Source organism: Nonomuraea sp. B19D2 (genome assembly GCF_040137845.1).
In the GTDB taxonomy this organism is placed as follows: domain Bacteria; phylum Actinomycetota; class Actinomycetes; order Streptosporangiales; family Streptosporangiaceae; genus Nonomuraea.
Genome location: NZ_JBEFAK010000006.1, coordinates 100,339 through 123,424 on the forward strand (window position 1 = coordinate 100,339; position 23,086 = coordinate 123,424).

A 23,086-nucleotide genomic window follows, 5' to 3' on the forward strand; every position below is an offset into this window, starting at 1 on the left:
CCCTCCGGACCTGGGGAGGCTTGCTCATGCGGAATGCGGGCATCGGTGGCTGGCCGGCCCGGCGGGCACTGATGACGCCGGATCGCACGGCCTTCGTCTTCGGCGAAAGGTCCCTGACGTACGCGGAGGTCCACGAGCGGGTGACGAGGCTGGCGGCACGGCTGCGGGACAGCGGCGTGCGTGCCGGGGACCGGGTCGCCTACCTCGGCCCGAACCACACCGCGTTCGCCGAGACGATGTTCGCCACGCACCTGCTCGGCGCGATCTTCGTCCCGCTGAACTTCCGGCTCGCCGCGCCCGAGATCGACTACATGCTGGGCCACTGTGGCGCGAAGGTCCTGATCCACTCGCCGCAGTGCGCCGGCGTGGTGCACGCGCTGACCGGCCTCCCGGCCCTGGACGAGATCGTGGCGCTCGACGACTACGAGAGCTGGTGCGCGCAGGGCGACCCCACCCCGATCGACGTGCCGGTGGCGCTGGACGACCTCGCTCTCGTCCTCTACACGTCCGGCACCACCGGCCGCCCCAAGGGCGCCACGCTCAGCCACGCGAACCTGGTGTGGAACACGTTCAACATGCTCATCGGGGTGGACGTGGCCGGCGACGAGACGACGCTGGTCAGCGCCCCGCTGTTCCATGTCGCGGCGCTGAACCAGACGCTGCTGCCGACCTTCGCCAAGGGCGGCCGCTCGGTGATCATGCCGTCGTGGGACGTGGACGCCTGCTTCGACCTCATCGAGAGGCACGGCGTGACGTGGATGTTCGGGGTCACCACGATGTTCGCCGCGCTCGCCGGCTCGCCGCGCTGGGCGGGTGCGGACCTGTCCTCGGTGCGCACGCTGATGTCCGGGGGAGCGTCGATACCGCCCGCGCTGATCCGCGCCTACCAGGAGCGGGGGCTGGTGTTCTGCCAGGGGTACGGGCTGACCGAGACCTCGCCGGGTGCCACCTTCCTGGAGGCCAGCCAGAGCGAGCGCAAGGCCGGCTCGGCCGGTGTTCCGGTGTTCTTCGCCGATGTCCGCGTCGTCCGCCCCGACCTCACCGACGCCCGGATCGGCGAGCCCGGCGAGGTCCTCATCAAGGGCCCGAACGTCACCCCCGGCTACTGGGACGATCCCGCCGCCACCGCCGCGGCATTCGCCGGGGACGGTTGGTTCCGCTCAGGCGACATCGCCACCCTCGACGAGGAGGGGCACCTGTACATCGTGGACCGGGTCAAGGACATGTACATCTCCGGCGGCGAGAACGTCTATCCCGCGGAGGTCGAGTCGGCGCTCTTCGAGCACCCGGCGGTGGCCGAGGCAGCGGTGGTCGGCGTCCCTGACGAGAGGTGGGGGGAGACCGGTCGCGCGTTCGTGGTCACCCGCCCGGGGCACGCCGTCACGGGGGAGGAGCTTCGCGACTTCCTCCAGACCCGTCTGGCCAAGTACAAGATCCCGCGATACGTCACCTTCGTGGAGGACCTGCCGAAGACCGGCTCCGGCAAGATCCAGAAACTCAAGCTCCGCGACCTGTCACTTCCCTAGTGGGGTGGCACGTCCGACAGGGCCGTCCGGCAGCGGTTGAGGTAGGCCTCCAGGTCGCGGCGCTGCCGCGGGGTGAGGCCGGAGAGCATCCGCTCCTCCAGGGCCCCCATGGCCTCGTCGTGGGTCGCGAGCAGCTCACGGCCCGCATCGGTGAGGCTGATCAGCATGGCGCGGCGGTTGTCCGGGTCGCGGCGGCGGGCGATCAGGCCGCGCCGCTCCAGCGTGGTGATCATGTCGGCCATGGACTGGGCGGTGACGAAGGAGTTGCGGGCCAGCTGCGCCGAGCTGAGCCCGTCCCGCCGGCGCAGCACGGTGAGCGCGGTGTACTGCAGCGCGGTGATCCCGGCCGGCTTGAGCAGCTCGTCCATGTGGGACCGCGCGGCGAGCTCGACCTGCTTCACGACGTACAGCAGCGACGGGCGCGGGCCTGCCGTGACCGTGCTGTCCGTGGTGTGCGCCACGTTCTCTCCCTGGCCCTCGACAATCAGGTTTCCTGATTATGCAACACCCTCTTGCCAGCACCGTAATTCAGGCGTAATTATCAGGAAACCTGTTGGTCGCGGTGGTGTGACCAGGATCAACGCGGTGCGGCGTGCGGTCGCATCGGGAAGGTGGGCGGGCTATGACCGACTCCGCAGTTGAGAGCGTCCCGAGCGTGAGCCGGCCGCGTGCCGAGCCGGGCAAGCTCTTTGTCGGCGGCGCGTGGTGCGAGGCGAACGCCAAGGGCAGGAGGGACGTCACAGACCCGTCCACCGCGAAGGTGATCACCACCGTCGCCGAGGCCGACGCCACCGACGTGGACGCGGCGGTCGTTGCCGGGCGCGCGGCCTTCGGCGCGTGGGCGCAGACGACCGGTCGCGAACGCGCCCGCATTCTGCACCGCGTCGCGGACCTGATCAGGCGGCGCGAGGACGAGCTCGTCGCGGTGGAGAGCGCCGACGTCGGCAAGCCGGTGACCCTGTGCCGCGCCGTCGACGTGGCTACGACCGCCGAGATCTACGAGTACTACTCGGGGCTCGCGCAGACCATCGAGGGCGCGACCCGGCAGATCCCGATCCCCGCGCACGCCTACACCCGCCGCGAGCCGTTCGGCGTGGTCGGCGCGATCACCCCGTTCAACTTCCCGCTGATCCTCAGCAGCTCGAAGATCGCGCCGGCGCTCGCCGCGGGCAACGTCGTGGTGCACAAGCCGGCGGAGGAGACCCCGCTCAGCGCCCTGCTGATGGCGGAGATCCTGGCCGAGGCCGGCGTGCCGGACGGTGTGCTGAACGTGGTCACCGGCGGCGCCGAGGCTGGCGAGGCACTGCTGCGCCACCCGAGCGTCGACAAGATCGCCTTCACCGGCTCGACCAGGATCGGCCGGTACGCCGCCGGTACGGCAGGAGAGGCCCTCAAGCCCGTCACGATGGAGCTCGGCGGCAACGCCGCGCAGATCGTGTTCGAGGACGCCGATCTCGACAAGGCGATCGGCTCGGTCATCAAGGCCTTCGTCTTCAACACCGGCCAGTTCTGCATGGGCGGGCCGCGCCTGCTCGTCCAGCGCTCGCTCCACGACACCGTGCTGGAGATTCTGGCGGGAGCCGTCGCCGGGGTGCCGGTCGGCGACCCCTTCGATCCGGCGACCGTCGTGGGGCCCATGGCCGCCGAACGGCACCGCACCAAGGTCGAGGACTATGTGCGGCTCGCCACGGAAGAGGGCGGCCGGGTCGTCGTCGGAGGCGAGCGCCTGGAGCTCGGCGGCGGCTACTACTTCAGGCCGACCGTCATCGCCGGCCTGAGCAACGACTCCCGCGTCGTCCAGGAAGAGATCTTCGGCCCCGTCCTGACCGTCCAGCCCTTCGACACCGAGGACGAGGCCGTGTCCATGGCCAACAGCACGCCGTACGGGCTGGCCGCGGGCCTGCAGACCACCGACCTGGCCCGTGCCCACCGCGTGGCGGCGCGGCTGGAGGCCGGCATCGTCTGGGTGAACGACTGGGCGATGCTCGACCCCGCGATCCCCTTCGGCGGCGTCAAGCAGTCCGGCCACGGGCGGGAGTACGGGCCCGAGGTGCTGGAGTCGTACACCAAGGTCAAGTCCGTCGTCATCTCCCTCGCACCCTGACCGGGAAAGGAACCGCCATGACCACCACTGCAGCGGCCGTCGTCGAGTCCGCGGGCGCGGGCTTCCATCTGAGCGAGATCGAGCTGGCCGATCCGCGGCCGGACGAGGTGCTGGTCCGGATGGTCGCCGCCGGGATCTGCCACACCGACCTGGGCGTCGCCGCCGGCGGCCTGCCGTTCCCGCTCCCCGGAGTTCTCGGGCACGAGGGCGCGGGCGTCGTGGAGGCGGTCGGCTCCGCGGTGACCCGGGTCAGCCCCGGCGACCAGGTGCTGCTCTCCTTCACCTCGTGCGGGAGATGCGCGAACTGTCGTGACGGGCACCCCGCCTACTGCGCGGTCTGGCTGCCGCTGAACCTGCTCGGCGGCGCCCGCGCGGACGGCTCGCCCACGGTGACCAGGGACGGCGCGGTGATCGGCGGGCACTTCTTCGGCCAGTCGTCCTTCGCCAGGCACGCCCTGGTCGACGAGCGCAGCCTCGTCAAGGTGCCCGCCGACGCGCCGCTCGAACTGCTGGCGCCGCTCGGCTGCGGCGTGCAGACTGGCGCCGGGGCGGTATGGAATGTCCTGCGCCCCCGCCCCGGCGCCACCCTCGTCGTCACCGGGGCGGGCGCGGTCGGGTTGTCCGCGGTCATGGCGGCCCGGCTCACCCCGGCCACCCGTGTCATCGCGGTCGACCGCGTCCCGTCCCGGCTGGAGCTGGCCCGCGAGCTAGGCGCCACGCACACCGTCGACACCGGGACCGCCGACCTCGCGGACGCGATCTCCGAGATCACCGGCGGCCAGGGCGCCGACGGCGTGGTGGAGACGACCGGCAACCTGGCGATCGCGGCCGCGGCTGTCGCCGTACTCGCCGCCCGCGGCACCGCGGTGCTGGTGGGCGCACCGCCGTTCGGCTCCTCGGTCCCCGTGGACGTCAACTTCATGCTGCCGGGCCGCAAGGTTATGGGCCTGACTCTGGGCGACAGCGAGACGGAGTCGCTGATCCCGGTCCTCGTGGAGCTCGTGTCCGCCGGGCGGTTGCCGATCGACCGGCTGATCAGGCACTACAAGTTCGAGGAGATCCAGCGCGCGGTGGGCGACATCGCCGCCGGCGACACCATCAAGCCGGTCCTGCGGTTCTAGGGACATTCGGTTTCCGGCATCCGGGAAACGACGTTCCGCGATCTGCATACCCGAGGTAACCATCGTTCCCATCAGGGATTATCCGAAGGAGCCGTCCGATGTCGAGCATCCCCCGCGACCAGTGGTACGTCGCCGCGTACGGGCGCGAGATCGGCCAGGAGTTGTTCAGCCGCACCGTCTGCGGCGAGTCGATCCTGTTCTGGCGCACCCGCGCCGGGACCGGGACCGTCACCGCGATGTCGGACCGTTGCGTGCACCGCCGCTTCCCGCTGTCGGAGGCACCCAGCCGGCTGGTCGACGACCAGGTGGTGTGCGGCTACCACGGCTTCACCTACGGCGCCGACGGGGTCTGCGTCGCCGTCCCCGGCCAGACCCGGGTGCCGCGCACCGCCCGGCTGAAGAACTACCCGGTGGTTGAACAGGACTCGTTCGTCTGGGTCTGGATCGGCGATCCCGCCGAGGCCGACGCGGCACGCATCCCGCGGGCGCCCTGGCTGGTCTCGCCGGACTACACCACGGTGTCCGGGATGGAGCCGCTCAAGGCGCGGTTCGAGCTGCTGGTGGACAATCTCCTCGACCTGTCGCACGAGACGTACCTGCACGGCGGCTACATCGGCACCCCCGAGGTGGCCGCCACCCCGATCACCACCGCGGTGGACGAGGCGGCTGGCGTCATCCACGTCAGCCGCCACATGGACGACGCCGAATGCCCGCCCTTCTACGCCAAGTCCACCGGCCTGACCGGGCGCATCATGCGCTGGCAGGACATCGAGTACACCCCGCCGTGCCTGTACAAGCTGCACTCGCGCATCGCCCCGCTCGGCGTCCTGCCGAACGAGGACGGCAGCGATCCCGGCGCCTTCCACGTCGAGGTCGTCTACGCCATCACCCCCGAGACCGAGCACACCACCCACGACTTCTGGGCTGTCGCACGCGACTTCGCCCTCGACGATCAGGGCGTGTCGGACTTCCTGGCCGAGCAGAACCGCACAGTCGTGCTGCAGGACGTGGCCGCCCTGGACGTGCTGGAGCAGGTGATCGACACCGAGCCCCCGGGCTACCAGGAGCTGTCGATCAACATCGACACCGGCGGGCTGGCGGCCCGCCGTCTGCTTGCCGAGCTGGCCGGGCAGGACGGCCCCGCCGCGGTGCACCGCTCATGATCCCCATCCAGCCGGTGCTCGCCGGTCGCGAGGTGCTCCGGGTGATCTGGCTGCCGGGCAGCGACCTTCTGCTGGGCACCTGCCACTGCGGCGCGACACACGTGGCCGAGGGCCCGGCCGAGGTGTGGGAGTGGCTCCTCGCCCATCCCGTCGGCCACATGGCCCCTTCCACGGACGAGGCTCCCGATCCGGCCGCCCTGTCCACCGCGGGAGTCACACGATGACCGGCGTGCAGCCCGGGGGCCGCGGGACGGCCGGTGCCGGTCCGCAGGTCGAGCGCAAGCTGGTCGTCCACGGCCGTGAGCAGGTGGCCGACGGCGTCGTCGCTCTCGACCTGCGTGACCCGGCCGGCGCCGAGCTGCCCGCCTGGACGCCCGGCGCGCACGTCGACCTAATTCTCGCCGACGGCCTCGTTCGTCAGTACTCGCTGTGCGGCGACCCGGCCGACCGCATGACGTGGCGCATCGCCGTGCTGCGTGAGACCGGCGGCCGCGGCGGTTCGGCGTTCGTCCACGACGAGCTCCACCCCGGCACGACGATCCTCGCCCGCGGCCCTCGCAACCACTTTCCCTTCCACTCCGCTCCGCGCCACCTGTTCATTGCGGGAGGGATCGGCATCACCCCCATCCTGCCGATGATCGCCGTCGCGGGCCCGCAGTGGAGACTGGTCTACGGCGGCCGCACGGCCACGTCCATGGCCTTCGCCCGCGAGCTCCAGGCGGCTCATGGCGACCGGGTCGTCCTGCGGCCGCAGGACGAGCACGGACCGCTCGATCTCGACGCCATCCTGGCGGACGAGCCGCCGGATGCCCTCATCTACTGCTGCGGTCCCGCGCCGCTGCTGGAGGCCGTCGAGCAGCGCTGCGCCGACCGGCCGAGCGGCACGCTCCGCATGGAGCGCTTCACGCCCAAGGACCCGGGCGCCCCCGTCGTGGCAGAGTCCTTCGAGGTCGAGCTGGCCGTCACCGGCCGCACCCTCACTGTGCCCCCGCGGCAGTCGATCCTCGAGGTCGTGGAGGAGGCGGGCGTGCCGATCCTGTCGTCGTGCCGCGAGGGCACCTGCGGCACCTGCGAGACCACCGTGCTCGCGGGCGAGGTCGACCACAGGGACGCCCTCCTCACCCCGGACGAGCGGGCGGCCAACGACACCATGTTCATCTGCGTCTCCCGCGCCGCCTGCCCCAAACTGGTGCTCGACCTCTGACCCCAGGAGCCGCCGATGCCGATCCCCCGCGAGGTCAGGCGGCGCAGGTGGTGGCGGAGGCGGGGACCTTGCCCTCCAGCACGTACGCGTCCACCGTCCGCAGGACGCAGGCGTCGCCGGTCAGGTACGCCCCATGTCCCTCGCCCTCGTAAGTGACCAGCACACCCGTCTTGAGCTGGGCCGTGAGCCGGGTCGCCCACTGGTACGGGGTGGCGGGGTCGCCCCTGCCGCCGATGACCACGATGGGGCCGGAGCCGGTCGCGTCGATGTGCCTGGCCGCGTCGTCACCCCGGACCGCCCAGTGGGCGCAGGGGGCCGAGCCCTCGGCCGCCAGGATCGGGAAGGTCTTCTCCACCCGGTCGTTGATCTCGGCGGCCTCGGCGGCGGTGAGCCGCTCGGTGGTGTCGGCGCAGCTGATCGCCTGCATGCTCGTCATCGACGTCGTGTACGTCCCGTCCGCCTTGCGCCCCGTGTACGAGTCCGCCAGCGTGAGCAGGGTCCGGCCGTCGCCCTTGATCGCCGCCGCGGCGGCCTGCTCCAGCACCGGCCAGGCGGCCTTGGCGTACAGCGGGGTGATGACGGCGAGCTGGGCCAGCCCGTACGTGAGCTCGCGGTCCCCCACCTTGAGCGGCTTGGTCTTCAGCCCGTCGAGCAGGCCCTCGACCGCCCTCTCGACGGCGGCGGGGTCGGCGCCCAGCTCGCAGCTCTGCGCCACGCAGTCCTTCGCGAACGCCCCGAACGCCTGGTGGAACCCCTCCGCCTGCGTCACCGCGCGGTCCTCCCACGTGACCGTGGGGTCGAAGGCGCCGTCCAGGACGAAACGGCCGACGTTCTTGGGGAACTGGGTGGCGTACACGGCGCCCAGGTGCGTGCCGTACGAGAAGCCGAAGTAGTTGAGCTTCTTGTCCCCGAGCGCGGCCCGCAGCAGGTCGAGGTCCTTGGCGGCGTTCACGGTGCCGACGTACGGCAGGACCTTGCCGGAGTCCTTCTGACACGCGGAGGCGAACTCCTTGGCCAGCCGGTCGCCGTCGGTCCGCGCCGAGGCGTCGATGAGTTTGCCGATCTGGCCGCCACACTTGACGCCGGAGCTGCGCTCGACGCCGCGCGGGTCGAAGCTGACCAGGTCATAGCGGGTGCCCAGGTTGCCGAACGCCCTGGAGGCCTGTGCCAGCGTGTCCACGCCAGACGCGCCAGGACCGCCGAAGTTGAAGACCAGTGAGCCCAGGCGGTCGCCGGTGGCCTTGACGCGGATGAGCGCGAGGTCGATCTTCTCGCCGTCCGGCTTGGCGTGGTCGAGCGGGACCTGGAGCTTGCCGCACTCTATGCCGGAAGCCGGGGCGGCCGGCTTGCCGTCCGCGCCGAGCAGGTCGGTGCACATGCTCCACGCGACCGTACCCGGGTCCTGGACGGGAGCCTCGCCGCATCCGGCGAGGACGGCCGCGCCCAGGAGGAATGTCACTATGGCCTTCTTCATGCTGACAAGCATGATCAATCGGGGGTCCGCCTAGGTAGTGGGCCGAAACACCACTTGAAGATGACTAATGTCAATTCCGGCGCGGCCGGCGTACGAACCAGATGCCGAAGAACCCGAACCCGATCCCGACCAGACAGGTCCAGATCCACCACGTGTGCTCCGGGGCGGGGCGGAAGATCAGCAGGACGACCAGCGCGACGGCCCAGAGCCCGATGCCCACGGCGATGGCGTCGGTGTCGTTGGTCTTGATGGGCTCCGGATCGGGATGCCACTGCTGCTTCACGTTGTCCAGCCTAGCTTCCAATCGGGTCTCGATCTCATTACTGACTCTTTCCGCAGGTCACCGCGACTGTCACTCTTCGCGCGTGAGTGACACTCGTAACGCAATAGATCGTTTCTTCGCAATCTCCGCAAGAGGTTCAACAGTCTCCCGTGAGATACGCGGCGGCCTGGCCACGTTCTTCACCATGGCCTACATCGTGGTGCTGAACCCCATCATCATTGCCAACGGCACGGACGTGCAGAAGCAGGTCATCGGCGACGGCACGACGCCCAACGTGGCGCTCGTCGCCGCCGGGACGGCTTTCGTGGCAGGACTGCTGACGATCCTCATGGGCGTCGTCGGCAGGGTGCCCTTCGCGATGGCGGCCGGGCTCGGGCTGAACGCCTTCGTGACCTTCAACATCGCCACGGTGATGACCTGGGAGGAGGCCATGGGCCTGGTCTTCCTCGAAGGCGTCATCATCGCCGTCCTGGTGCTGACCGGGCTCAGGACGGCGGTGTTCCACGCCATCCCGGCCCAGCTCAAGACCGCCATCAGCGTCGGCATCGGCCTGTTCATCGCGTTGATCGGCTTCGTGGACGCGGGCTTCGTGCGGCGGGTGCCGGCCGGGCCGCCGCTGGAGATGGGCATCAAGGGCACGCTGACCTCGTGGCCGATCTTCGTGTTCATGGTCGGGCTGCTCGTCACGGCGGCGCTGGTCGCGCGGAAGGTCAAGGGCGCCATCCTGATCGGCATCGTCGGCACCGCCGTGCTGGCGATCATCGTCGAGCAGTTCACCAAGTCCGGCGCGTTCTCGGCCAAGAACCCGGACGGCTGGCAGCTGAACGTCCCAACCATCCCCAAAGAGATCTTCGGCTTCCACAACCCGCTCACGCTGTTCACGGAGTTCGACCCGTTCGGCGCGTTCAGCCGGGTGTCCGTGCTCCTGGCCGTGCTGTTCGTCTTCACCCTGCTCATCACGGACTTCTTCGACACGATGGGCACCATCGTGGGCGTCGGCCGCCAGGCGAACCTGGTGCAGGAGGACGGGACCCTGCCGCGTACCAGGGAGATCCTGCTCGTCGACTCGATCGGCGCGGCGGCCGGCGGCGCCGGCTCCGTCTCCTCCAACACCACCTACATCGAGTCGGCCGCCGGCGTCGGCGAGGGCGCGCGCACCGGTCTGGCCAGCGTGGTCACCGGGTTGCTGTTCCTCGTGGCGATCTTCTTCGCGCCGCTCGTCACGGTCGTCCCGTACGAGGCCGCCGCGCCCGCGCTGGTCGTGGTCGGTTTCCTGATGATGACCGCGATCCGCGAGATCGACTGGAACGACTACGAGATCGCCATCCCGGCGTTCCTCACCATCGTCGTCATGCCGTTCACCTACTCGATCTCCAACGGCATCGGCGCCGGCTTCATCAGCTACGTGCTGATCAAGGCCGTGCGGGGCAAGGCACGCGAGATCCACCCGCTGCTGTGGGGGGTCACGGTCCTGTTCGTCCTGTACTTTGCGATCGGGCCGATCCGGGCGCTGTTCGGAGTCTGAGTACGCGGGAAGGAGCCGCCCTGCGCGTGCGGGGCGGCTTCGAGGTACCAAGGAGGCAGCCCGATATTTGATTGGGGAAATATCTTGAGATGCCGTATAGTTAGCAAAGGTAATGACACATGCTAACCAACACCCAGCACAAGACAGACCTGCGCAGCGACGCAGGCCTGGCTTCAGCCCTGCGCGTCTCACTGGCAAGGCTGACCAGGCGCCTACGACGACAGGCGGCAGCCCACCCGCTGACTCCCACACAGTTCGCGACGCTCGCCGCAGTGGAACGGCATTCCGGGATAACCCCCGGCGAATTGGCCGAGCTCGAGAAGGTGCAACCGCCCTCGATGACACGCGTGATCGCCGCGCTCGAGGAGCGCGGCCTGGTGTCGCGCTCCCCGCATCCGACCGACCGGCGGCAGGTGACCGTGAGCGTGACCGAGGCCGCCCAGAAGCTGCTGAAGGAAGAGCGGCGCCGCAAGGAGGCGTGGCTGACGCAGCGGCTGAAGGAGCTCACGCCGGAGGAGCGGTCGATTCTCCGGCAGGCGGCACCGATCCTGGAGAAGCTCAGCAGGATATAGAGCCCGAAGAACCCAAGACCGGCATGTTCCGGTCTCTCAAGGTTCGTAACTATCGCATGTTCGCAGCCGGGGGCATCGTCTCCAACGTCGGCACCTGGCTGCAGCGCACCGCCCAGGACTGGCTGGTGCTCGATCTGACCCACGGCAGCGCGGCGGCGCTCGGAACGGCGACCGCCCTGCAGTTCCTGCCGATGCTGCTGTTCGGGATGTTCGGCGGCGTGCTCGCCGACCGCTACACCAAGCGGCCCATCCTCATCGCCGCCCAGTCGCTGATGGCCGCGCTGGCGCTCACCATCGGCGTGCTGACCATGACGGGCGCCGCCCAGGTCTGGCACGTGTACGTGATGGCGTTCCTGCTCGGCCTGATCTCCTGCGTCGAGGTGCCGACGCGGCAGGCGTTCGTGGTCGAGATGGTCGGGCGGCGCGACCTGCCCAACGCGATCGCCCTGAACAGCTCGATCTTCAACCTCGCCCGCGTGGTCGGGCCGGCGCTGGCCGGTGTGCTGATCTACGTGCTCGGCGGCACGGGCCCCATCTTCCTGATCAACGCGCTGACCTTCGGCGCGGTGATCTCGAGCCTGGTCTTCATGAGGTCGTCCGAGCTGAACTCCGCCGCGCCCGTGCCCCGGGCCAAGGGGCAGCTCCGCGAGGGGCTCCGCTACGTGATCCAGCGCGAAGAGCTGCTCATGCCGGTGCTGCTGATCGGGTTCGTGTCGATGTTCTCGCAGTCGTTCTCGATGTCGATCGCGCTGATGGCCCGCGAGGAGTTCGGCGCGGGAGCGTCCTCGTTCGGACTGGCCTCCAGCATGTTCGCGGTGGGTGCGCTCGGCGGCGCCCTGCTCGCGGCGCGGAGGGCGCGGCTGACGCGGAAGCTGCTGATGGCGGGGGCGCTCGGCTTCGGGCTCTTCCAGATCGCCACCGGGCTGGCCCCGTTCTACCCCGTCTACCTCTTGCTGCTGATCCCGACCGGGATCGCGCTGATCACCATCAACACGGCCGCGAACGCCAGCGTTCAGATGGCCACGTCGCCGGACATGCGGGGGCGGGTCATGGGGATCTACATGCTGGTGTTCACCGGCGGGGCTCCGCTGGGCGCGCCGCTGATCGGGTGGCTGTCCGAGCTGGGCGGTCCGCGGATGGGCGTGATCCTGTCCGGCGTGCTGGTCCTGGTCGGCACCGGACTTGCGGTGCTGATGACGCGGCTGATCAGCTCCCGGGTCGCCAGGCCGTCACTCGCCGTCGCCTGAGCCCGGCCCCTGAAAGGGGGCCCGGGGCGGTGGCGGGGGAGAATCGGGTGGCATGAGGCTCTTTGCGGCGCTGGTGCCGCCCGACGAGGTGCTGGACGAGATCTCGCACGCGATCGCCCCGTACGTCGGGCAGGTGCCGGGGCTGCGCTGGCCCGACCGGGCCACCTGGCACATCACGCTGGGCTTCTTCGGTGAGGTGCCCGAGCAGGTGCTGCCCGAGCTGGAGGTGCGCCTGGCCCGCGCCGTACACCGCTACAGCGTGCTCGACCTGGCCTTCGAGGGCTTCGGCGCCTTCTCGTCCGCCCGCCGGGCCAGGGTCTTCTGGGTGGGCGTCACCGGCGACTCCATGACCAGGCTGGCGGACTCCGTCAAGGCGGGGGCGCGGCGGGCCGGAGCCGTACAGACCGATGAGAAGCGGTTTCACCCGCACCTCACGCTCGCCCGGGCCAAGACGGAGACGGACCTCCGCCCGCTGGTGGAGTCGCTGTCCGGGTTCAGCGGCTCGCCGTGGCGGGCGGAGCACGTCCATCTCGTCCGCAGTCACTCCGGGCCTCAGGTGAGGTACGAGTCACTCGCCGAATGGGCGCTGGCACCCGCGGGCGAGAGCTAGGCTCCAGGTCGTGGATCGTCCTCGCCCGTGGCTGCTGCCCATCGTGCTCGGCCTGCTGCTGCTCATCGTCGTGATCGGCGCGCTGCTCACGTGACTTACCAGGCGTAGTCCTCAGGGGCCGTCTTGTGACCCGGGAAGATCTCGTCGAGCCGGGCCAAAGTGGCCTCGTCGAGGTCGATCTCCAGGGTGCGCAGGCTGCCCTCGAGCTGCTCAAGGGTGCGCGGGCCGATGATCGGCGCGGTGACCGCCCGCTGCTTGAGCAGCCAGGCCAGGGCCACGTGCGCCGGGTCCTCGCCCAGCTCGTCGCAGAGCTTCTCGTACTGCTCGATCTTGTCGCGGTGCTTCTCGAGCTGCGTGACCATGTGGTCGGCAGCCGAGCGGCCCTTGTCGATCTTGCGGAGCACGCCGCCGAGCAGGCCGCCGGCCAGCGGGCTCCACGGGATCACGCCGAGGCCGTAGTCCTCGCAGGCCGGCAGCACCTCCAGCTCGACCGTGCGGGTGAGCAGGTTGTAGTGGGACTGCTCGCTGACGAGGCCGTTGAAGTTGCGCCTGGCGGCCGACTCCTGGGCCTTGGCGATGTGCCAGCCGGCGAAGTTCGAGGAGCCGACGTAGACGATCTTGCCCTGCTGGCGCAGGACCTCCATCGCCTCCCAGAACTCCTCGAACGGGGTGTCCCGGTCGATGTGGTGCGCCTGGTAGATGTCGATGTAGTCGGTCTGCAGGCGCTTGAGCGAGGCGTCGCAGGCTTTGCGGATGTGGAGCGCCGAAAGCTTCTGGTCGTTGGGCCAGTCGCTCATCGGGCCGTTGAGCTTGGTTGCGATGACGGTCTTCTCCCGGCGGCCGCCGCCCTGTGCGAACCACCGGCCGATGATCTGCTCCGTGATGCCCTCGCCCAGCTTCCATCCGTAGACGTCGGCCGTGTCGAAGAAGTTGATGCCCAGATCAAGGGCCCTGTCCATGATCGCGAAGGAGTCTTCCTCCGAGGTCTGCGGGCCGAAGTTCATGGTGCCGAGGCAGAGCGGGCTCACCTGGAGGCCACTGCGTCCGAGGTTGACATAGTCCATGGCTCAACCCTAAAGAGCTGGAGTGCACTCCAGGCCATACACTAGGTCCATGATCTCGAAAGGAGCGCTGCGGGAAACCCGCGCTTCATGATCGCATTACTCCGCACGGCCGTGCCGCTCTTCCTGGCGATGATCGCGGGCACGGTCGGCTCGCTGGTGGTCACCTCGGTGCTGGGCAAGCATGACACCGTGACCCTCGCCGCGTTCGCGGTCGTGACCGCCGTGCTCAATCCGGCCGGCGCCGCGGTCCAGGGCGCGCTGCGCGGGCTCGGGCCGTTCATCGCTCCCTACCGGGACGACCCGGCGGGGGCCGTGCCGATCGTGCGGGACGCGCGCTGGCTCAGCCTCGCGACCGGCGCGGCCGGCGCCCTCGCCGTGATCTGCGTGCCGCTGCTCGCGAGCGTCACCGGAGTGCCCGGCGAGGTCGTGCGCGAGATGGGCCTGCTGCCGTACCTCCTCGCGGTGCAGCTCCTGGTCTTCGCCTCCACCGGCGGCTCGAGCACCATCCTGATCGCGCTGGGGCGCAGCCGTAGCGTGCTCTGGCCGACGCTGGTCTCCGGCATGCTGCTGAGCGTGCTGACCGTCGCGCTGGTGCCGCCGCTGGGGCTCGACGGGGTGGGCCTGGCCTGGGTGATCGCGGGCATGGCGGCGGCGGGCGTGGCCACCTACAGCGTGCGGCGCGCGCTCGGACGGGCCGTCGGGCAGGCCAGGCCCAGGGTCGGCGAGATCGTCAAGCTGGCGAAGGTGAGCATCCCGCTGGCCGGCACCGTGCTGATCAAGTTTGGTGTGCTGGGGGTCGTCACCTTCGCCGCGAGCACCACGAACACGCGCGACACCGCCGCCCACGCGGTGCTGACCACGCTCACCGGCTTCATCATGCTGGCCTCGCTCTCCATCGCCCAGGCGGCCGTGCCGGACGTGGCCCGCGCCTGCGACGCGGCCGAGGCGCGCCGGGCCAACCGGAGTGCGGCGCTGCTCGCCATCGCAGGGACGCTCGTCGGCGCCGGCTTGCTGCTCGGGTTCGGGGACCGGCTGCTGGTGCTGTTCAGCGACGACGCCGCGGTGCGGGACCGCGTGCTCTCGCTGCTGCCGCTGATGCTGCTGTCGTCGGTGCTCGACGGGGCCCAGGCGGTCCAGGGCACCGGACTCACCGCACTCAAGCGCTCGGCGTCGAGCCTGGGCTACTTCGCGATCGGGTACGGGCTGCTGGTCGTGGCCGCCGTACCCGTGGCCAGGACCTGGGGGATCACGGGCCTGTGGGTGGCCGTGACGGTGGCCAACGGGCTGCTGGTGGTGCTGCAGGGCACCGGCTTCCACCGCCACAGCGCCAAGGTGGGCTCAGAGGATCAGAACCCCGGCAGCCAGCAACGCGAGCGGGAGCGTCGGAAGCCGGCACGTGGGGCATGATGTCCGGGTGGGGGATGTCGTGTTCCGGGCGTCGGGGGCTGTGGTGGCGGCGGCCTGCCTGCTGCTCGCCGTTCCCGCCCAGGCGATGGCGGACGATGGCGAGGACCAGGTCTTCACCTTCAAGGATCCCCGGATCACCGAGTCGAGCGGCCTGGCCGTCTCGCCGACGCATGACGGCGTCTACTACACGCACAACGACAGCTCCGCCGCCCCCACCTTCTACGCCGTTGACGGCAAGGGCCGGACGAAAGCCACCTTCCGGGTACGAGGCGCCCAGGCCAGGGACTGGGAGGCCATGGCGGCGACCAAGGATCCGGCGACGGGGCGGGGCGTGCTCTGGTTCGCCGACATCGGCGACAACCTCGACGGGGCGTGGCCGGACGTCTCCGTCTACCGGGTGATGGAGCCGCAGACCCTCAAAGACGCGACGCTGCCCGCGACCCGCTACCGCTTCCGCTACGCCGACGGCGGCCGCAACGCCGAAGGCATCATGGTCAACCCTCGGACGGGCCGCCTCTACGTGGTGTCCAAGGAGTTCTCGGGGTCGGTCTACGCCGCGCCGAAGAAACTCCGCACCGACAAGACGAACATCCTGCGCAAGGTGGCCTCCGCCCCCCTCATGGCCACGGACGCCGCGTACGCCCCCGACGGCTCCTCTTACGTCATCCGCACGTACTTCTCGGCCACCCTCTACCGCCCGTCTGGCGAGACGATCGCCAAGGTGTCGATGCCGGAGCTGAAGCAGGCGGAGTCGATCGCGTACACGGCCGACGGGAAGGCCCTCCTCACGGGCACGGAGGGCTCGCGCAGCCCGGTCTACCGCGTCCCTCTCCCCGCCGGCGCCACGCCCACCCCGTCCACCTCTGCGAAGACCTCGATCCCGGCCACTCCTGCGGCCGCGGACACGGGTCAGGCACGTGCGGCGGAAGGCGGCTTCACGGCCAAGAACATCCTGATCTGGCTCGCCGCCGCCGCAACCGCCCTGGGCACCATCACCTTCATCGCCCGCCGCACCCGCTGACGCGGTCACGGGACGAGGAGCCCCCAGTACAGGGCCCAGGGGATGAACAGCGTGCCAGCGACCGCGACCATGCGCACCCTGGCCGAGGCCGTACGCCACCGGGAGAGACAGGTGATCACGGCGACGGCGGCCACGGCGGCGAGCAACTGGGAGGCGAGCCAGGTGACGGGGCGGCCGAGCAGCATGGGGCCTGTCGTGACGCCTTGGCCGTTGGACGTCATGAGCAGGCTCATCAGCGTGTACGACGTGCCGACGACCGACAGGGCGCCCGAGACGGCGAGGACGCGGGCGGGCCAGGAGCCCGCACCCAGCCGGCGGACGGCGTAGGCCAGGAAGGCCAGAAGCATCAGCGCCATGCCGCCGATCATCAGTTGCCACGACTCCCACCACGCCGACGGCGGAGTGTCCACGCTGCGCGACTCCTGCGCGGGATAGGGCTCCGCGCTGGAGGCCGGCACGTTTCCCGCGGCCACGTTCTTCACCCAGGTGCCCACCGCCTCGGCGTACCCGGGGGTGAGCGTGTTCTCGTCCGAGTGCAGCGCGTGGGGAGCGTCCTTGAAGAACTTCACGGTCAGGCTGCCGCGCACGTACGCGCGGAACCGCTCGGCGCTCTCGGCCGGCATCACCTGGTTGTCCTTGGCGCCCCACATGGCCAGCACCGGCTGCGTGAGCTTGCCGAGCGTGGCCGCCGGGTCGTAGTACGCCTCGGGGAAGCGCCCGGCGTCGGCCACGAGCCGGTGCAAGCCGGCGTAGGCCCCGCGCAACGAACCGCGTACGCCGGCACGGTCCAGCTTGTTCGCCGCGTTCCAGGACTGGGTGCGTAGCGGAGCGAGGCCGGGGCCGCCCACGGTGACCAGGAACTCCACGTCCTTCGACCGGGTGGCCGCGATCGGCGCCACCCAGCCGCCCTCACTGAGCCCCCACAGCCCGGTGTGCCCCACGCCGGGCTGCTTCTTGAGCACGGCCAGCGCAGCAAGCGCGTCATCGGCCAGTTGTGAGTAGTCGCGGTGAGTTTTGTCGTAACCGACGGCGCGCTTGTCGGGGGCCAGAACCACCATGCCCTGCTTGGCGAAGGCCTCGGCCTCGGCCCTCAGCTCCCGCCGGCTGTTGCCGGCGCCCGAGCCGTGCACGAGGAGGAGGCCCGGCAGCTCGCCGGTCGCGTGCGCGGGCTGGAGGATCTCGCCGCCCAGCCGCTGCCCGTCCGTGGTCGTGAAGGTCACGTCGGTGGTCTTCAGCTGGACGTCATGGGTGGCCGGGGTGTGGAGGGACGCTGCCAGCAGAGCTGCGGCCACGAGCTTCATCGGTGTTTCTCCGTCTACGAAGTGCTGTGAACGCCAACAAGTCTCGAAAAATCAGCTTTTGAGGGCATCGCCGACGCAGGCGATGTTGCCCCTCCCTCGCGCGGGGGAGGGGCAGGGGATACTTGGCCCTTGTGCCCGAGCTGTTCAGGAATCTCAAGGAGCGTCTGCGCGCGTTCCCACCGGCCGCCGTGGACTTCGCCATAGCGCTGGCGGTGCTGGTCGGGCAGACCGTTCCGTTCCTGTTCGCGCGCAGGATGTCCGGGCCTGAGCCGTGGACCCTGGCCGAATACTGGCCGGTGCTCCTCAGCTCGCTGCCGCTGCTGGTGCGCCGCCGCTTCCCGATGACGGTGTTCGTCGTGGTGGCGGTCGCCTCGATGGTCTACTCGCTCAAGGATCCCGACATCCCGCCCCAGCCCGTTCCCTACGGTTGGCTGGCCGGTCTCTATACGGTCGCCGAGCTGTGTCCCGGCTGGCAACGGCTGCTGGCGATCCTGCTCAGCCTGGCCCCCGGGTTCACGGTCTCGCCGGCGACCTTCGTACGCAGCGCGCTGACCGCCGGGGCCGCCTATGTCATGGGCCGCGCCGTGGTGCAGCACAGGCGGTACGCGGCTCTGGTGGAGGAGCGGGCCGCCGAGCGGGAACGGGCCAGGATCGCCCGTGACATGCATGACATCCTGGCCCACGGCATAAGCGTCATGATCGTCCAAGCGGAGGCCGGGCCGTACGCCGTGCGCAGCGCGCCGGAGCGGGCCGAGCAGGCGTTCAGAGCGATAGCCGGCGCGGGCCGGGACGCGCAGGGCCAGCTCCGCCGCATGCTCAACCTGCTCAGGGACGGCGACTCCGGGCGCGCCCCGCAGCCCACCCTGGGCACCCTCCCAGACCTGGTCGCCCGGGTCTCCGCGACGGGCCCCGCGGTACGGCTGGCCGTCGCGGGCACCCCGTACGCGCTGCCGGCGGACGCCGAGGTGGCGGCCTACCGGATCATCCAGGAAGCGCTCACGAACATGGTCAAGCACGCCCAGGCCACGACCGGCGAGGTCAGGCTCGACTGGAAGGACGACGAACTGATGATCAGGATCTCTGACGACGGCCGCGGGCCCGTTCCCGGGGGCGGCGGCCACGGCCTGGTCGGCATGCGCGAGCGGGCCGCGGCCTGCGGCGGCACCGTCACGTACGGCGCGGGCTCCACGGGGTACGAGGTCGTCGTCAGGCTGCCGGTCGGGGAGTCGATGTGACGATCAGTGTGGTGGTGGCGGACGACCAGGAGCTGGTCAGAAGCGGATTCGCGCTGATCGTGGACTCCCAGGCGGACATGCGGGTCGTCGCCGAGGCCGGCGACGGGCGGGAGGCGGTCGACGCGGTCCGCCGCCTCGCCCCCGACGTGGTCCTGCTGGACATCCGCATGCCCGGCATGGACGGCATCGAGGCCGCGAGGGTCGTGTGTGCGCAGACGACCGCGAAGGTCATCATGCTGACCACGTTCGACCAGGACGACTATGTCTACGACGCGCTCCAGGCAGGGGCGAGCGGCTTCCTCCTCAAGGATGTGCGCGCCGACGACCTGGTTCACGCGATCCGGGTTGCCGTCGGCGGGGAGGCCCTGCTGGCGCCCGCGGTCGCGCGCCGGCTGATCGACGACATCGTCCGCAAGCGGGCTCGCCCCGGGCCGCCGCCCGCGGACCTGGGCAGGCTGACAGGGCGCGAGAGGGAAACCCTCACCCTGCTCGGCCGCGGCCTGTCGAACGCCGAGATCGCGGCGCAGCTGGTGGTCAGCGAGCACACGGTGAAGACGCACGTCAGCAACGTGCTGACCAAACTCGGCCTCCGTGACCGGATCCAAGCGGTCATCGCCGCCTACGAGACGGGCCTCATCCAGGCACGCCCTGGCAATCGAACGTGAGTACGATGTACTTGTGTATCTTCCGCCGGAGTGGCCGCCTGAGGTGCGGCCCCCCAGCGTCCCTGACTGGGAGGTGTCCGCCACCGCCTGGCTCCTGGACGCGCTTCCGCCGGACTATCGGCAGTACGAAGTTCTTCCCCGGAAGATCGCCCTGTTGCCGCACCTGGTGTTGTGGCGATGCAAACAAACGTCGTGTTGCGTAGAAGCCGACAGATAGGTGTGATTGGCAGCGACCAGTGCTTTGTCCCCGGTGGCAGTCGAGTACTGCGCACTTTGTGGCCGGTTCTTCCTTATAGGCGGCTATTAAGCGTGGTCGGCCTGGCTGATCAGGTGCCTGCCCAACAGTTGCGCCGGCAGCTCCACCCATCGCCAGGTCAGCGCACACAGACCAAGCAGCACCGTGTACACCGCCACCAGCAGTGTCAGGCGCACTGCCACCGGTACGGCCGACGGGTCCGGCAGGAAGAACTCCACGCTCTCCAGCAGCAGCGGATGCAACAGGTAGATCGAGTAGGAAACCAGGCCCAGCCAGGTCAGCCACGACGGCATCGTGCGGTGGCGCAGTGCCATCCCGGCGGCGAACGTCAGCCAGGCCGCCGCGATCGCCAGCTGGGATCCCAACTCGGCGCGCGCCGGCCACAACCCCGCCAGCGGTATCAGCGCCACCCAGGCGATGTGCCGGTGACCGAATTGGCCGGTCTCAACACGGTACAGCGCAGTGCCGGCGAACATGGTCGCCAAGATGAACAGTCCCTGCCACGGCCCGGGATAACTCTGGTTGACCGCCAGCAGCAGGAGGATCGTGCCTGCAATGGCCACGGCGCCCACCTGCCGTACCCGCCTGCCGCCGCGCAGCACCACGGCTAGCCCGGCAGCCAGCACGGCGGTCACGACGACCACGACCGTGAGCATGCGGCCCGCCCCGCCGGCCGACAGGAGCGTCACCGGCAGCAACCGGCGCCCAGCACCGCGGCCGCCGCGAACGTGAGCGCGGCCGCGGTGCTGCGCCGGTGTACACCAAGGGTGAACATCGCCGTCAGCAGAAGGTAGAAGGCCATCTCGTAGGACAGCGTCCACAGCACATTGACCAAGTTCGGCACGTACATCAGGTTCTGCAGCATGCTGGCGTGCGCCAGGGCCAGTGCCACCGGCCGACTGCCCCACCAGATGTGCATGCCGTCCCAGCCGACCGCCGTCAGCAGCACCATACCGGCTACGCACACGGAGAACAGCGGCCACAACCGGAAGAACCGCGAGATCCAAAAGGCCCGCACGCTGCCCCGGCGTTCCAGCGACGCCGGCACGATGTAGCCACTGACCAAGAAGAACACCAATACGCCATACCAGCCGGGATCGAAGACGGCCTTGATCGGCAGCCGCGCCTCCGGCCACAGCGGTTTGAGCGCATGCTCGAAAACCACCACCATCGCGGCTAGTCCGCGCAGCGCGTCTAACCAGGCTAGACGCCGGGTATGTGGCGAAGCCGCGTCGGCGGCAGCGAGGGGAGCAGAGAAGAGGCTCTGTGCCTCGATCGTCCACCGCCGCACCTTCAACGCCACCATCGACACCGGCACCCGCTCCTACTGATTCGCCCGATCACAAAACCGGCACACCAACCTCGCCTGACCTTGAGCACGACCCGGCCTGGTTGTGGCAGCCGGAACTGGCGCCACCCTCGAGACGCGGCCTGCGCGGACTCCACGAGGGAGACAGCCAAGGCAGACCGGAGAGGGGCTACACCCTGGCTGGAACCGGGCGCCGTCTCCTGCTGTGGGCTCAGTCCGGCATGTCGTACCACTGGGGTTCGGGGTGCGGGCTGGGGGCGGGGCCCGTGTCCTTGCCGGGGGTCACGTACAGGTCGACGGTGTCGGAGCTGTGGAAGCGGGTGGACGCCACGATCCAGTCGTCCTTGATCCGGCTCCCCGGCGCGGCCTCGTCGAACCACGAGATACCGCCGTCGTCCTCGTCCCTGTACTTCCAGACCAGCCGGTAGCCGGCCTTCAGCCCGCGTCGGCTCAGCTCGGCCCGTACGTCCGCGACCGTCTTGCCGTGGCTGGTGTAGCCGGACAGGGCCTCATCGCCCTCCGGGTCAACAGGGCCGTCTCCGACGTACGGCTCGCCCGGCTTGGCGGGGCGGCCGATGCCGAACATCACCCGCCCGGGAAAGTCGGCCGGCATCCAGACCTTGGCGCAGAACGCCGACGAGCACGGCGTGATCCCCTGAGTGCCGATGCTGCCGTGCCACTTGAAGCCGCCCGGGACGACGGGGCCGATCAGCTTCCCCACGTCGGAGGGCGCCACCGGGACCACCTTGACCGTGACGTTCAGCCCGACCGCCCGGAACGCCTCCTCGAAGCGATGGCGGTCGGCCGTGGGATCGGTGATGTTCACGCTGAAGTACTCGCCGGTCTTCTCGATGGAGACGGCGGCGTTGGCGTAGCTGGTCACCGGGCCGCCGACCAGGCTGGTGCCGACGGCGACGGCCGCGGCTGTGGCCATGGTCGCGAGGCCCAGCACCAGCCCTCGGCGGACCTTGCGGCGGGGCCGTGTCACGATGACCGGCTTCCGCTCCACGAACATGATCGCGTGCATGAGTTCCTGAGCCTCCGGCGCGGACGCCTCTCCGGTGAGGTCCTTGTCACCGACGCGGGCGAGATCGGCGAGGTTCACAGCGAGCTCCCTTCCAGGGCGACGGCGCGAGGGTGGTCGATGCCGGCTTTCGCCAGGTCCCGAGCGAAACGCTTGCGGGCGCGGTAGAGCCTGATCCGGACCGCGTTGCGGGAGATGCCGAGCATGCGGGCGATCTGCCCATGGTCTAGCGCCTCCCAGGCGACCAAGGAGAGCAGCTCCCGGTCGTCGTCGGGCAGGCCGCGGAAGACCCTTCCCATCTGCGACATCTCGTCCTCCGGCGGGCGGGCCAGCGCGGGGGAGGCGGCGAGCCGCTCGCGCAGGGCCGCCGTACGCTGCTCGTGGCGCTCTTCGCCGCGCCGATGGTTGGCGAGCACCCGGCGCGCTACGCCGTACAGCCACAGCCTCGCCTCGTCCCCCTCGGGTAGCTCCTCGATGCGACGCCACGCTGTGGTGAACGTCTCGGCCACCACGTCGGCTGCGTCCTCCGGGTGCTGGCAGCGGCGCAGGACGTACCCGAGTATGGGTTCGTAGGCGGATTCGTAGATCTCCACGAACCGGCTACCGGGATCGGCTCCCATCCGGTCTCCTTAACTGGATCATCGGTCATCACGTCCATGTCCGGAATTTTGGGGGCATTTCCATGAAGGTCTCGCGGTTTGGAACGTCCCCTGGCTCCCGAAGAGCCCGGCGTGCGCTGTTTCACGGCCCGCCGGTCGTGGCGTCCTCGTCTTTCGGGTTCATGTGGCGGTGCGCGGGCGAAAGTCAGCCTCGCGCCAGAACAATGACGTCGTCTGGAGTGACGCGGTCGTTCGCCCGCTCCTCCAGGACGGTCACGCCGTAGGCGACATCCAGGAACGCCTGCCTGACCAGCTGGAGTTCAGGCTCTTTCTTGCTAGGACCGCTGGCGTCATAGGTGGCGATCTCGGCGGTGAC

Annotated in this window: 23 protein-coding genes; 14 read left to right on the plus strand and 9 right to left on the minus strand. The window is 69.9% G+C overall.

Annotated features, from left to right (window positions below):
* The first annotated feature begins 26 nt into the window (after window positions 1-26).
* On the plus strand, window positions 27-1,526 hold the full coding sequence (locus ABN273_RS13570) for an acyl-CoA synthetase (RefSeq protein ID WP_349449094.1): 1,500 nt from the start codon (window positions 27-29) through the stop codon (window positions 1,524-1,526).
* On the opposite strand, the gene ABN273_RS13575 is transcribed toward ABN273_RS13570, so the two are convergent.
* Window positions 1,523-1,987 carry a MarR family winged helix-turn-helix transcriptional regulator gene (locus tag ABN273_RS13575; RefSeq protein ID WP_349449095.1) on the minus strand — a complete coding sequence of 155 codons (465 nt, stop codon included), beginning with the start codon at window positions 1,985-1,987 and terminating at the stop codon, window positions 1,523-1,525. The two genes, ABN273_RS13570 and ABN273_RS13575, sit on opposite strands and share 4 nt — an antisense overlap.
* Before the next feature lie 161 nt (window positions 1,988-2,148).
* On the opposite strand from ABN273_RS13575, the gene ABN273_RS13580 reads away from it, so the two are divergent.
* The 5 genes from ABN273_RS13580 (at window position 2,149) to ABN273_RS13600 (ending at window position 7,118) form a co-directional block, all read left to right on the plus strand.
* Window positions 2,149-3,630 (plus strand): aldehyde dehydrogenase family protein, encoded by a 1,482-nt coding sequence (locus ABN273_RS13580; protein WP_349449096.1) that lies wholly within the window; start codon window positions 2,149-2,151, stop codon window positions 3,628-3,630.
* 17 nt (window positions 3,631-3,647) lie between these two features.
* Window positions 3,648-4,751, plus strand: a complete 1,104-nt coding sequence (locus ABN273_RS13585; RefSeq protein WP_349449097.1) for an NAD(P)-dependent alcohol dehydrogenase — start codon at window positions 3,648-3,650, stop codon at window positions 4,749-4,751.
* Window positions 4,752-4,849: 98 nt separating this feature from the next.
* Window positions 4,850-5,914: a Rieske 2Fe-2S domain-containing protein gene (locus ABN273_RS13590; protein ID WP_349449098.1), complete on the plus strand. Its 1,065-nt coding sequence runs from the start codon at window positions 4,850-4,852 to the stop codon at window positions 5,912-5,914.
* Entirely contained in the window at window positions 5,911-6,138 is a 228-nt protein-coding gene (locus ABN273_RS13595) for a hypothetical protein (protein WP_349449099.1), read from the plus strand. The genes ABN273_RS13590 and ABN273_RS13595 overlap by 4 nt, the downstream gene beginning before the upstream one ends.
* Entirely contained in the window at window positions 6,135-7,118 is a 984-nt protein-coding gene (locus tag ABN273_RS13600) for a PDR/VanB family oxidoreductase (RefSeq protein ID WP_349449100.1), read from the plus strand. Before ABN273_RS13595 ends, ABN273_RS13600 begins: the two co-directional genes overlap by 4 nt.
* A 34-nt stretch (window positions 7,119-7,152) precedes the next feature.
* On the opposite strand, the gene ABN273_RS13605 is transcribed toward ABN273_RS13600, so the two are convergent.
* Both ABN273_RS13605 and ABN273_RS13610 read right to left on the minus strand, forming a co-directional pair.
* Window positions 7,153-8,592 (minus strand): alpha/beta hydrolase, encoded by a 1,440-nt coding sequence (locus ABN273_RS13605; protein ID WP_349449101.1) that lies wholly within the window; start codon window positions 8,590-8,592, stop codon window positions 7,153-7,155.
* Between the two features lie 70 nt (window positions 8,593-8,662).
* The gene (locus tag ABN273_RS13610) at window positions 8,663-8,875 is read right to left on the minus strand and encodes a DUF2530 domain-containing protein (RefSeq protein ID WP_349449102.1); all 213 of its coding nucleotides are present in this window, start codon (window positions 8,873-8,875) and stop codon (window positions 8,663-8,665) included.
* Window positions 8,876-8,915: 40 nt separating this feature from the next.
* Between ABN273_RS13610 and ABN273_RS13615 the strand changes: the two genes are divergently transcribed.
* From ABN273_RS13615 to thpR, 4 genes are all read left to right on the plus strand, one after another.
* Complete coding sequence (locus ABN273_RS13615; RefSeq protein WP_502911021.1) at window positions 8,916-10,400, plus strand: NCS2 family permease; 1,485 nt, start codon at window positions 8,916-8,918, stop codon at window positions 10,398-10,400.
* 119 nt (window positions 10,401-10,519) lie between these two features.
* Complete coding sequence (locus ABN273_RS13620) at window positions 10,520-10,972, plus strand: MarR family winged helix-turn-helix transcriptional regulator (protein ID WP_349449104.1); 453 nt, start codon at window positions 10,520-10,522, stop codon at window positions 10,970-10,972.
* 23 nt (window positions 10,973-10,995) lie between these two features.
* The gene (locus tag ABN273_RS13625) at window positions 10,996-12,219 is read left to right on the plus strand and encodes an MFS transporter (protein WP_349449105.1); all 1,224 of its coding nucleotides are present in this window, start codon (window positions 10,996-10,998) and stop codon (window positions 12,217-12,219) included.
* A gap of 52 nt (window positions 12,220-12,271) precedes the next feature.
* On the plus strand, window positions 12,272-12,829 hold the full coding sequence (thpR, locus tag ABN273_RS13630; protein WP_349449106.1) for an RNA 2',3'-cyclic phosphodiesterase: 558 nt from the start codon (window positions 12,272-12,274) through the stop codon (window positions 12,827-12,829).
* 95 nt (window positions 12,830-12,924) lie between these two features.
* On the opposite strand, the gene ABN273_RS13635 is transcribed toward thpR, so the two are convergent.
* Window positions 12,925-13,893 carry an aldo/keto reductase gene (locus ABN273_RS13635; RefSeq protein ID WP_349449107.1) on the minus strand — a complete coding sequence of 323 codons (969 nt, stop codon included), beginning with the start codon at window positions 13,891-13,893 and terminating at the stop codon, window positions 12,925-12,927.
* An 87-nt stretch (window positions 13,894-13,980) separates the two neighbouring features.
* Between ABN273_RS13635 and ABN273_RS13640 the strand changes: the two genes are divergently transcribed.
* Both ABN273_RS13640 and ABN273_RS13645 read left to right on the plus strand, forming a co-directional pair.
* Window positions 13,981-15,300 (plus strand): MATE family efflux transporter, encoded by a 1,320-nt coding sequence (locus ABN273_RS13640; protein ID WP_349449108.1) that lies wholly within the window; start codon window positions 13,981-13,983, stop codon window positions 15,298-15,300.
* 7 nt (window positions 15,301-15,307) lie between these two features.
* Window positions 15,308-16,321 (plus strand): hypothetical protein, encoded by a 1,014-nt coding sequence (locus ABN273_RS13645; RefSeq protein ID WP_349449109.1) that lies wholly within the window; start codon window positions 15,308-15,310, stop codon window positions 16,319-16,321.
* Between the two features lie 5 nt (window positions 16,322-16,326).
* On the opposite strand, the gene ABN273_RS13650 is transcribed toward ABN273_RS13645, so the two are convergent.
* Window positions 16,327-17,622: an alpha/beta hydrolase family protein gene (locus tag ABN273_RS13650; protein WP_349449110.1), complete on the minus strand. Its 1,296-nt coding sequence runs from the start codon at window positions 17,620-17,622 to the stop codon at window positions 16,327-16,329.
* 131 nt (window positions 17,623-17,753) lie between these two features.
* Between ABN273_RS13650 and ABN273_RS13655 the strand changes: the two genes are divergently transcribed.
* Both ABN273_RS13655 and ABN273_RS13660 read left to right on the plus strand, forming a co-directional pair.
* Window positions 17,754-18,857, plus strand: coding sequence for a sensor histidine kinase (locus ABN273_RS13655; protein WP_349449111.1), 1,104 nt, complete (start codon window positions 17,754-17,756; stop codon window positions 18,855-18,857).
* Window positions 18,854-19,522, plus strand: a complete 669-nt coding sequence (locus ABN273_RS13660) for a response regulator (protein ID WP_349449112.1) — start codon at window positions 18,854-18,856, stop codon at window positions 19,520-19,522. Before ABN273_RS13655 ends, ABN273_RS13660 begins: the two co-directional genes overlap by 4 nt.
* Before the next feature lie 303 nt (window positions 19,523-19,825).
* On the opposite strand, the gene ABN273_RS13665 is transcribed toward ABN273_RS13660, so the two are convergent.
* The 4 genes from ABN273_RS13665 to ABN273_RS13680 form a co-directional block, all read right to left on the minus strand.
* The gene (locus tag ABN273_RS13665) at window positions 19,826-20,434 is read right to left on the minus strand and encodes an acyltransferase family protein (protein WP_349449113.1); all 609 of its coding nucleotides are present in this window, start codon (window positions 20,432-20,434) and stop codon (window positions 19,826-19,828) included.
* Between the two features lie 29 nt (window positions 20,435-20,463).
* Complete coding sequence (locus ABN273_RS13670; protein ID WP_349449360.1) at window positions 20,464-21,084, minus strand: acyltransferase family protein; 621 nt, start codon at window positions 21,082-21,084, stop codon at window positions 20,464-20,466.
* Window positions 21,085-21,298: 214 nt separating this feature from the next.
* Complete coding sequence (locus ABN273_RS13675) at window positions 21,299-22,192, minus strand: hypothetical protein (protein WP_349449114.1); 894 nt, start codon at window positions 22,190-22,192, stop codon at window positions 21,299-21,301.
* Window positions 22,189-22,731 (minus strand): RNA polymerase sigma factor, encoded by a 543-nt coding sequence (locus ABN273_RS13680; RefSeq protein WP_349449115.1) that lies wholly within the window; start codon window positions 22,729-22,731, stop codon window positions 22,189-22,191. Before ABN273_RS13680 ends, ABN273_RS13675 begins: the two co-directional genes overlap by 4 nt.
* Between the last annotated feature and the right edge of the window lie 355 nt (window positions 22,732-23,086).

Coding starts and splice junctions, on each gene's coding strand:
- ABN273_RS13570 (WP_349449094.1), top strand. CDS start 27: ATGCGGAATGCGGGCATCGGTGGCTGGCCGGCCCGGCGGGCACTGATG.
- ABN273_RS13580 (WP_349449096.1), top strand. CDS start 2,149: ATGACCGACTCCGCAGTTGAGAGCGTCCCGAGCGTGAGCCGGCCGCGT.
- ABN273_RS13585 (WP_349449097.1), top strand. CDS start 3,648: ATGACCACCACTGCAGCGGCCGTCGTCGAGTCCGCGGGCGCGGGCTTC.
- ABN273_RS13590 (WP_349449098.1), top strand. CDS start 4,850: ATGTCGAGCATCCCCCGCGACCAGTGGTACGTCGCCGCGTACGGGCGC.
- ABN273_RS13595 (WP_349449099.1), top strand. CDS start 5,911: ATGATCCCCATCCAGCCGGTGCTCGCCGGTCGCGAGGTGCTCCGGGTG.
- ABN273_RS13600 (WP_349449100.1), top strand. CDS start 6,135: ATGACCGGCGTGCAGCCCGGGGGCCGCGGGACGGCCGGTGCCGGTCCG.
- ABN273_RS13605 (WP_349449101.1), bottom strand. CDS start 8,592: ATGAAGAAGGCCATAGTGACATTCCTCCTGGGCGCGGCCGTCCTCGCC.
- ABN273_RS13620 (WP_349449104.1), top strand. CDS start 10,520: ATGCTAACCAACACCCAGCACAAGACAGACCTGCGCAGCGACGCAGGC.
- ABN273_RS13625 (WP_349449105.1), top strand. CDS start 10,996: ATGTTCCGGTCTCTCAAGGTTCGTAACTATCGCATGTTCGCAGCCGGG.
- thpR (WP_349449106.1), top strand. CDS start 12,272: ATGAGGCTCTTTGCGGCGCTGGTGCCGCCCGACGAGGTGCTGGACGAG.
- ABN273_RS13635 (WP_349449107.1), bottom strand. CDS start 13,893: ATGGACTATGTCAACCTCGGACGCAGTGGCCTCCAGGTGAGCCCGCTC.
- ABN273_RS13640 (WP_349449108.1), top strand. CDS start 13,981: ATGATCGCATTACTCCGCACGGCCGTGCCGCTCTTCCTGGCGATGATC.
- ABN273_RS13650 (WP_349449110.1), bottom strand. CDS start 17,622: ATGAAGCTCGTGGCCGCAGCTCTGCTGGCAGCGTCCCTCCACACCCCG.
- ABN273_RS13665 (WP_349449113.1), bottom strand. CDS start 20,434: ATGCTCACGGTCGTGGTCGTCGTGACCGCCGTGCTGGCTGCCGGGCTA.
- ABN273_RS13670 (WP_349449360.1), bottom strand. CDS start 21,084: ATGGTGGCGTTGAAGGTGCGGCGGTGGACGATCGAGGCACAGAGCCTC.
- ABN273_RS13680 (WP_349449115.1), bottom strand. CDS start 22,731: ATGGGAGCCGATCCCGGTAGCCGGTTCGTGGAGATCTACGAATCCGCC.